The organism is Shewanella sp. A32 (assembly GCF_029167175.1).
In the GTDB taxonomy this organism is placed as follows: Bacteria; Pseudomonadota; Gammaproteobacteria; order Enterobacterales; family Shewanellaceae; genus Shewanella; species Shewanella yunxiaonensis.
On the sequence record NZ_JARFTS010000040.1, the window covers coordinates 1 to 8,737 of the forward strand.

10 protein-coding genes are annotated in these 8,737 nt (G+C 48.1%); 5 read left to right on the forward strand and 5 right to left on the reverse strand.

All coding sequences use genetic code 11. The annotated features are described in order from the left end of the window. Nucleotides 1-558: efflux RND transporter permease subunit (locus tag PY479_RS17065; protein ID WP_275484494.1), on the forward strand; the 558-nt coding region annotated here is incomplete at its 5' end. 55 nt (nucleotides 559-613) lie between these two features. On the opposite strand, the gene gpsA is transcribed toward PY479_RS17065, so the two are convergent. The 3 genes from gpsA to PY479_RS17080 form a co-directional block, all read right to left on the reverse strand. Next, a complete protein-coding gene (gene gpsA / locus PY479_RS17070; protein WP_212594984.1) occupies nucleotides 614-1,630 on the reverse strand; it encodes an NAD(P)H-dependent glycerol-3-phosphate dehydrogenase in 1,017 nt (338 codons plus the stop codon). 3 nt (nucleotides 1,631-1,633) lie between these two features. Then, nucleotides 1,634-2,113, reverse strand: coding sequence for a protein-export chaperone SecB (gene secB, locus PY479_RS17075; protein WP_275484495.1), 480 nt, complete (start codon nucleotides 2,111-2,113; stop codon nucleotides 1,634-1,636). A 149-nt stretch (nucleotides 2,114-2,262) separates the two neighbouring features. Further along, the gene (locus PY479_RS17080; RefSeq protein WP_212594982.1) at nucleotides 2,263-2,697 is read right to left on the reverse strand and encodes a rhodanese-like domain-containing protein; all 435 of its coding nucleotides are present in this window, start codon (nucleotides 2,695-2,697) and stop codon (nucleotides 2,263-2,265) included. Between the two features lie 233 nt (nucleotides 2,698-2,930). Between PY479_RS17080 and gpmM the strand changes: the two genes are divergently transcribed. From gpmM to PY479_RS17100, 4 genes are read left to right on the forward strand one after another with little or no spacing between them, the layout of a single operon-like run. After that, nucleotides 2,931-4,472 carry a 2,3-bisphosphoglycerate-independent phosphoglycerate mutase gene (gpmM, locus tag PY479_RS17085; protein ID WP_275484496.1) on the forward strand — a complete coding sequence of 514 codons (1,542 nt, stop codon included), beginning with the start codon at nucleotides 2,931-2,933 and terminating at the stop codon, nucleotides 4,470-4,472. Nucleotides 4,473-4,482: 10 nt separating this feature from the next. Continuing rightward, on the forward strand, nucleotides 4,483-5,619 hold the full coding sequence (locus tag PY479_RS17090; protein WP_212594980.1) for a peptidoglycan DD-metalloendopeptidase family protein: 1,137 nt from the start codon (nucleotides 4,483-4,485) through the stop codon (nucleotides 5,617-5,619). 24 nt (nucleotides 5,620-5,643) lie between these two features. After that, complete coding sequence (locus tag PY479_RS17095; RefSeq protein ID WP_275484497.1) at nucleotides 5,644-6,855, forward strand: S41 family peptidase; 1,212 nt, start codon at nucleotides 5,644-5,646, stop codon at nucleotides 6,853-6,855. Nucleotides 6,856-6,907: 52 nt separating this feature from the next. Next, a complete protein-coding gene (locus tag PY479_RS17100; protein WP_275484498.1) occupies nucleotides 6,908-7,615 on the forward strand; it encodes a divergent polysaccharide deacetylase family protein in 708 nt (235 codons plus the stop codon). A 20-nt stretch (nucleotides 7,616-7,635) separates the two neighbouring features. Here the strand turns inward: PY479_RS17100 and PY479_RS17105 are convergent, their stop codons facing one another. Then, nucleotides 7,636-8,088 carry an Rrf2 family transcriptional regulator gene (locus PY479_RS17105; RefSeq protein WP_212594977.1) on the reverse strand — a complete coding sequence of 151 codons (453 nt, stop codon included), beginning with the start codon at nucleotides 8,086-8,088 and terminating at the stop codon, nucleotides 7,636-7,638. Between the two features lie 14 nt (nucleotides 8,089-8,102). Then, nucleotides 8,103-8,354: a YkgJ family cysteine cluster protein gene (locus tag PY479_RS17110; protein ID WP_275484499.1), complete on the reverse strand. Its 252-nt coding sequence runs from the start codon at nucleotides 8,352-8,354 to the stop codon at nucleotides 8,103-8,105. Between the last annotated feature and the right edge of the window lie 383 nt (nucleotides 8,355-8,737).

Sequence of the window (8,737 nt, forward strand, 5' to 3'; positions counted from 1 at the left end):
TATATGCAGCGGGTTGCCGACAAGTTAAAACAGGTTATTCCGATGGCGCTCGCCGTGATCTTTATTCTGTTGATGCTAACCTTTAACTCCGCATTACAGGCCAGCATGATCATGTTATCGCTGCCATTCGCCTTGGTCGGCAGTACCTGGGTGCTTTATGCCCTTCATTACAACATGTCTGTTGCGGTCGCGGTGGGGATGATTGCGCTCGCCGGAGTGGCAGCAGAATTTGGGGTGGTGATGCTGGTGTATCTGGACAATGCGATTAAGCATCGTCAGGACAACGGTATGTATCAAAGTGTCAGCGACCTGAAAGCGGCCTTGATTGAAGGCGCAGTAATGCGCGTACGCCCCAAAGCCATGACGGTAGCGACCATCTTCTTTGGCTTGTTACCTATCATGTGGGGGGCAGGTTCGGGCAATGATGTGATGCAGAAAATTGCTGCACCTATGGTTGGCGGCATGATCACCGCGCCGGTATTGTCCTTGTTTGTACTGCCAGCGTTATATCTGCTGATATATCGTCGTAAGTTAGCTAATTCAGAAACCTCGGCGTAAATATCGCGATTAAAAAAGGATGCCATTAGGCATCCTTTTGTCGGCAAAAACGGGATTAGTCGTCGGTCGTTTCTGATTTTTTGTCACGCGCTAACAGTTCTTTGGCAGCATCCAGTGGTGATTTACCTTGATATAGCACCTGATAGATCTGCTCGGTGATTGGCATTTCTACGCCCAATCGCTGCGCCAGGGTAAAGACCTCTTTGGTGTTGCGATATCCCTCAACCACCTGACCAATCTGTTGCTGCGCCGTTGCCACATCACAACCTTGGCCAAGCGCCAAGCCAAACCGACGATTGCGTGACTGGTTATCAGTGCATGTCAGCACTAAGTCACCCAAGCCAGCCATGCCCATAAAGGTGTCACTTTTAGCACCTAACGCACAACCAAGGCGTGTGAGCTCTACCAGTCCGCGGGTAATGAGTGCCGTTCTTGCGTTGGCACCGAAACCGATGCCATCAGACATTCCCGCACCAATTGCGATAACGTTTTTTACGGCGCCACCCAACTGCAATCCAATGAAGTCATCGTTGGCATACACTCGCAAGCTTTTAGGACTATGCAGCAGACCGACGAGATCTTCGGTAAATTCGGGATCTGTACCCGCAATAGATATCGCCGTTGGCAAACCGGCTGCGAGCTCTTTTGCAAACGTCGGCCCAGAGAGTACCGCCAACGGATAATCATCGCCTAGCACATCTCGCGCCACGTCCTGCAACAACCGGCCGGTATCAGGCTCTAATCCTTTGGTCGCCCAAACAATGCGGGCATCCTTACGCAACAGTGGCTTAGCAGTTCGCAGTACCTCACCAAACACATGGCTGGGTACTACTAGCAGCACATTACGGGAAGCCGCAAGCGCTTTGCCAAGATCGGCTTCCATCACCAGACTGTCTGGGAACGGAATGCCAGGCAAAAACTCTTCGTTGCTGCGCGAGGCACCAAGACGGGCGACATGCTCGGGCTCATGTCCCCATAACACGGTTTTGTGACCATTACTCGCTAGGGAAATCGCCAGTGCAGTTCCATAAGAACCGGCGCCAAGCACCGAGATTTCAGCAGAATCAGTCATGACTTAAGCTTCAGCCGTTTCAGTTTGTGATGCCTGAGCTTGGCGAGACTGCACATACTGGGCAAACAGTGCGTCGAAATTCACCGGTGCCAAATTCAATTGCGGGAAGGTACCACGAGAGACCAGACTGGACACAGCTTCACGAGCATAAGGGAACAAGACGTTAGGGCAGAAAGCGCCTAGTGAATGAGCCAATTGTGGTTCAGTCAGGCCGGAAATACCAAAGATGCCGGCTTGCTGTACTTCACACAGAAAGCCAACTTCTTCGCCGTTTTGTGCAGTCACAGTCAATGACAGGATCACCTCATAGACATCATCAGCGAGTTTGGCGCTGCGGGTGTCCAAATCCAGTTTAATCTCCGGCGTCCATTCTTTCTGGAACACGGCTGGGCTGTTAGGTGTTTCGAAAGACACATCTTTAATATAAACACGTTGAATGCTGAACTGTGGGGCTTGTTGTTCGTTATTTGCTACTTCAGCCATAATGCTACCTATCCAATTGGTCCCGGCTTTCATGAGCCGTTGTTATTGCGGGAGATGGTGATTCATTTCACTATCTCTTGAATTATCTATTCCGGATTAGCGGAACAGCTCGAGACGCCAGTCGTTATGAAAACGACGATCGACAAAATTTAACGCTTGGCTTTTGATATCGGCATATTGGCGGATTGCCACTCGCCCATACCGCCTTTGAGGCTGAATACTTGCTCAAAGCCGTCTTTCACAAGCAATTCACCGGCTTGCACTGAAGTCATGCCAGCGTTGCATACCAGTATAATGGGTTTCGCTTTATACTTTTCAAGGTTAGTGTTGGTTTTATTTTTAATTTCTGCCATCGGAATGTTAACAGCGTTAACAATGTGTCCCTTACGAAATTCCTCTTTGGAACGTACATCGACCACTTGGGCATCCTGCTTGTTGATCAATAACGTGGCTTCCTGAGCGTTAACATTTTTTACTTTTGACACCGCACCCTTCAACCAAGTAACGAGCACTGCGATAAATAATCCCACCCACGCCAGTGTCAGTACCGGATGAGCTTTAAAAAATTCGATATATTCCTGCATGTTTTTGACAGCCTGTATTGTTATTGGGCAGCTAAGAACCAGCGCAGAGTATACCCATAGCCATAGCAGATTGCAGCTGTTTCGACCACAGAATGGCGGGCAAGCTCACTGGTCAGCAGAGGGAAACTATCAAGACAATCGCTTCACCATGACTTTTTTCCTGCGCTATGACTGTAGTACCATCTAATCAATTTCCATTTAGATTTTGATTTCACTGTTAACGGGTAATCCACATGAAGACAATCAAAGGTCCTCTGGCGCTGTTGATCCTGGATGGCTGGGGCTATTCTGAGCACACCAATAGCAATGCCATTTTCCATGCACACACGCCCGTGCTGGACCAACTCAATACTGAGTATGCCCACAGTCTGATTTCCGGATCAGGAACAGACGTCGGATTACCCGATGGACAGATGGGCAATTCCGAAGTCGGCCATATCAATATCGGTTCTGGCCGTATCGTCTATCAGGAGCTGACCCGAATTGGAAAAGCGATAGAAGATGGCGATTTCTTCGAAAACCCAGTACTGGTTGCCGCGATCGATAATGCCGTGAAGGCTAATGGCGCGGTTCATGTTATGGGATTGCTGTCGCCCGGCGGTGTACATAGCCATGAAGAGCACATTGCCGCCATCTGTCGCATGGCAGTACAACGTGGAGCCAAACAGGTTTATCTGCATGCGTTTCTGGATGGTCGCGACACGCCGCCGCGTAGTGCCAAACCGAGCTTGGAAATGTTTGAAACGCTATTTTCTCAGTTAGGCACTGGTCGCATTGCCTCTATTATCGGGCGTTATTATGCCATGGATCGCGACAACCGCTGGGATCGGGTTGCTCAAGCTTATGCACTGATCACCGAAGGTAAAGGCAAATACACCTGTAACAACGCCATTGAAGCGTTGCAACAAGCTTATGACCGCGACGAAAACGACGAGTTCGTTGCAGCGACAGCGATATCAGATAATGGTCAAGTCGCAACATTACACGATAATGATGCGCTGATTTTTATGAACTTCCGCGCCGATCGCGCGCGCCAGTTGACCCGCGCATTTATCAACGCCGACTTTGACGGTTTTCCGCGCCACGTAGTACGTAAGGTGAATTTTGTCACACTCACGGAATATGCTGCCGATATCAAAGCCCCGATTGCTTTTCCAAAGGAAGAATTGGTCAATACCCTGGGGGAAACGTTGCAAAAACTCGGTATGCGTCAGCTACGGATCTCCGAAACCGAGAAGTATGCCCATGTGACCTTCTTCTTCAATGGCGGTCTGGAACAGCCCTTCAACGGCGAAGACCGGATTTTGATTAACTCACCGAAAGTGGCAACCTATGATCTGCAACCGGAGATGAGTTCCACAGAATTGACCGATAAGCTAGTTGAAGCCATTGAATCATCTCAATATGATGTCATCATCTGTAATTACCCCAACGGCGATATGGTCGGCCATACTGGCAATTTCGACGCTGCGGTGAAAGCATGTGAAGCTGTAGACGCTTGTATCGGTCGAGTCGTATCAGCACTGCAACAGGTCGGCGGGGAATGCATTATTACCGCTGATCATGGCAACGCCGAAAAAATGGTAGATGATACAACCGGACAGCCACATACCGCTCACACGAGCGATTTGGTACCTTTCATCTATGTAGGCAGAAAAGCGCATATCGATGAAGGTGGTCGCTTAAGTGACATCGCGCCGACCATGCTGACGTTACTGGGGCAACAGATACCGGCGGAAATGACCGGACACCCTTTGATCCACACAGAAGAGTAAATACTGACTGGTGCATAAGCATGTGATCGCCAAAGCCAGCATTGTTGCTGGCTTTCTTATATTCAGCCAAACGCTACTGGCATCTGATCTGGAGCGGCGGCAATCGGAACTGAAGCAAATTCAGCAGCAGATTGCTGCCCAGCAAAATGATCTGCAAGACAGCAGTAAGCAACGCGAAAAGTTGCTGTCACTGTTGAAGCAGGATGAACAAGCGATTGGCACGGCGGCTCGCCAGGTAACAGAAACCGAATCACGACTGGCAGATAGCCAGAAGAAATTGATGGCTTTAGATCAGCGAGAAGCAGATCTGGCACGCCTACAAAAGACACAACAACAAACCCTTGCCAAACAACTTAAAAGTGCCTTTCTTGCGGGTAACCACGATTACACCAAACTGTTATTACATCAAGAAGATCCAGCCACAGTTGAGCGGATGCTCGCCTATTATGACCTGCTGAACAAAGCACGTATGGATGCGATCAACGAATTAAAGAAAACGCGTGAAGAATTGGTTGCCGTGCAGCAGCAACAGCAACAGGAAAATGATCGGCTTAACCAATTAGCGATGGATCAACGGGCGCAATCCGCACAGCTAAAGCAGGAGCAGCGACAGCGACAAAATACGTTAAGCGAACTGCAGCGAGTCATTAACAGTAAAGCTTCTGATCTTGAACAGCTACAAATTGAAGAAGCCTCGTTAAAACGCGTGGTAGACGCCGCGATGAAAGCGATGCGGGATATGCCATCAATGGACGGGCTAGGCAATGTTAGCGGTAAGCTTTCCTGGCCAACGAATGGCACGATGAACAGCAGTTTTGGTAGTCGTCGTTCCGGAAATGTTAACTGGAAAGGCGTGATGATTGGTGCCGCTGAAGGCCAACCGATTAAAGCTATCGCACCTGGAAAAGTGATTTACGCCGACTGGTTACGCGGTTTTGGTCTGCTACTGGTGGTTGACCATGGCAAGGGCTATATGAGTCTTTACGGTCATGCGCAAGCCTTGCTCAAGGATGTGGGGGATATCGTCCGTAAAGGTGAAACAGTAGCACTGGTCGGACGCTCAGGTGGTCAGTCTGAACCTGGCCTATACTTTGAGATACGCCATAAAGGGGAAGCGATCGACCCCGCCCAATATTGTCGTCGATAACCTGATAAATCGCAGGAGGAGCATATGACAAAATTGATACGCAATATGCTCATTCTGCTGATAGGGATCATCATTGGGGTTTCCTTAAGCGTTGCCAGCTATTCGCGCTACAATCATCCAGTGAAAGAGGATCACTCCGATTTAATTTTGCTGCATGAAGTGATTGAAACCGTTGAAACTTACTATGTCGACAAGATCAGCCGTGAGCAACTGGTGAGTGCCGCAATTGACGGCATATTCAAAACGCTCGATAGCCATTCCACCTTCCTCAACGTAGATCAGGCTAATGACCTCCAGAGCAGTAATCGCGGCCAATATTACGGTTTCGGTTTTGAAGTCAGCCCTGTTCAAACGCAATTAGTCATTCAAACGGCGTTCCCAGGCTCACCGGCAGCTAATGCAGGACTACAAAAGGGAGATATCTTATTTACCTTAAATCAACACCGCGTCACCGCAGCCAATCAACCACAAGTTCTGGATCTCATCAAACAAGCGTCACAGGGCAATCAAGCCATTGCGCTAGAGGTTAAACGCCAAAACTCAACTTTTACGGTCACTCTGCAACCTGCGGATATTCGCTTGCACTCAGTGCAGGCCAAATTACTGGCCGATAACATTGGCTATCTGCGGATCACTCATTTTCAGCAAGATACCGCTAAGGACGTAAAGTCTTGGCTGGAACATTGGCAGCAAACTGAGATTAATGGTCTGATCATCGATGTCAGGGATAATCCCGGTGGACTACTGGAACAGGCAGTCGCGATTGCCGATATGTTTTTAGATCAAGGCGTCATCGTTGCAACGCAAGGACGCTATATCAATGCCAACGAGACCTTCTATGCCACTACTGGCCGCTTATTAGCGAATGTACCTTTGGTGGTTATTATCAATCAAGATTCTGCATCTGCGGCAGAAATTCTTACCGCTGCCTTACGTGATCATCAACGAGCAACCGTTGTTGGCGAAAAAAGCTTTGGCAAAGGCACGGTACAGAGTCTGATCCCAAATCTTTATGACCGTGGTTCCATGATTAAGCTGACAACCGCCAGATACACCACACCAAACGGTAAAATGCTTGACACCAAGGGGATTGAACCTGATATAAAAGTGACACAAGAAAACGGAGACAATTCATTGGAAGTGGCAAAAGATGTAGCCAAAACTACCGGTCAACCCAATCACGACCATCAGTTTGACGCCGCTATTAGCTGGATTGAAACCCATAACCATAATTAGACACGTGCGCTCATTACTCCTCTCAATACTACTATGCTTTAGTTCGCAAACCATGGCCGCCAAACTAGCCATTATCATGGATGACATTGGTTATCGTCATACAGATGAAGCGGCACTGTCTTTGCCGCCCGGGATCACTTTTTCAATATTACCGCACACCCCTCTTGGTGAAAAAATGGCCCGAGCTGCGCACGCTAAAGGTCATGAAATCATGGTACATATACCAATGCAGGCGTTGGATGGCAGGACGATGGGACCAGGCGGTCTGAATAACCAGATGTCAGAAACTCAGTTCAAGCAAGTTGTCGAAGACGCTATCGGAAGCATCCCCTTCGCCAAAGGTACGAATAATCATATGGGCAGTCTGTTAACTCAGCTTGATAGACCCATGGGATGGCTGATGTCAGTCCTAAAGCAACAAAATCTTTACTTCGTAGACAGTGTCACAACCCGCTATACCAAGGCCGGAGATGAAGCAGAGACACACGATGTGCCGTTATTGAAACGCCAGGTATTCCTGGATAACCAAACGTCATTAGCAGCGCTAAAACATCAATTAAAAGAAGCGGTGCACTTGGCAAGAAAAGAAGGGCAAGTGGTATTAATCGCACACCCTTATCCTGAAACCATCGCCTTCCTGAAAAAGCAGCTTAAACAATTGCCAGAAGAAGGCGTGCAGTTAGTGCACGCATCCAGTTTATTGCCGCTGCAACTCGCGCAAAAAGCCGACATGGCTACGGAAGCTAAAGAGCAGCTATGACAAGCGAAAAGTGGGCGATGCTAGTCCTCAATATCCGCTAATGTAAATTCAGGTAACAACGCGACCAGTTCATTACGATTAGAGACAACATCGGCAAGCGTATACTGATCCAAAACCGCGAGGTACGCTTTAACCGCTCTACCTAACACTCCCTGCAATTTACAGGCTGGCGCAAACCGACAGTAAGGCTTGCCACAGTCGATCGGTGCCAGCGAATGCTCTAATGAACGCACCAACTGCCCGACATTAATCGCTTCTGGCGCCATTCCTAGACGAAAACCACCGCTCTTGCCACGAACTGTCTGCAAATAGCCTAACTTGCCAAGATGGTGCACTATCTTGGAAACATGATTTGGCGATAGATCAAAGACGTCTGTAATCTCCGCAATCCTGAACAGGGTCTCCCGCTCTGGTTGCATGGCGAGATACATCAGAGTGCGCACGCCAAAATCTGTATAACGTGTTAATTGCATGGCTCACCCTACCGTTAAGATGTTTGCTGTTCCAAATTGGTTATCAACCATATCGCTTGCTCCCGGTTATCACCACATACATCTGGAGTTGCATGAAACTGACTACATACCTGAGGACGCTCAGGCTTGCCAAATAATAGGCAAAGATTATGCTGATCCAATTGGATACATCTTACACCTGCTGGCTTACCTTCAGGCATACCCGGAATGGGACTAGTGATTGACGGCGCAATACAACAAGCGCCACATCCAACTCTACAGTTCACATCTATTACCTTTATTCAGATTGCATATTATAGCGACTTTAAATTAGCGGATAACTATGCAAATCACAGTGTTGTTATATTACATACGTCAAGAAGTGCCATCTTTTGTAACAGAAGATTTTTTAATCATTTCTAGGCAAGAATAGATACACATCCAATAATATGCTGAAAATTCGCACTAAATTAGTGCTAATGACGCCATAACTGTTGTAATAAAAGCAAAAAATATCACACTGTGTCATTTAAATTATGACAAATCCGATAGCGCTAGTAATAAGAAAGTTCATAGAGATAACGCAAGAGAGTAAAAAGCAAAAGGCCTCGTCGTGAGACGAGGCCTTGCTATTAGTGGCGGGATGGACGGGACTCGAACCCGCGACCCC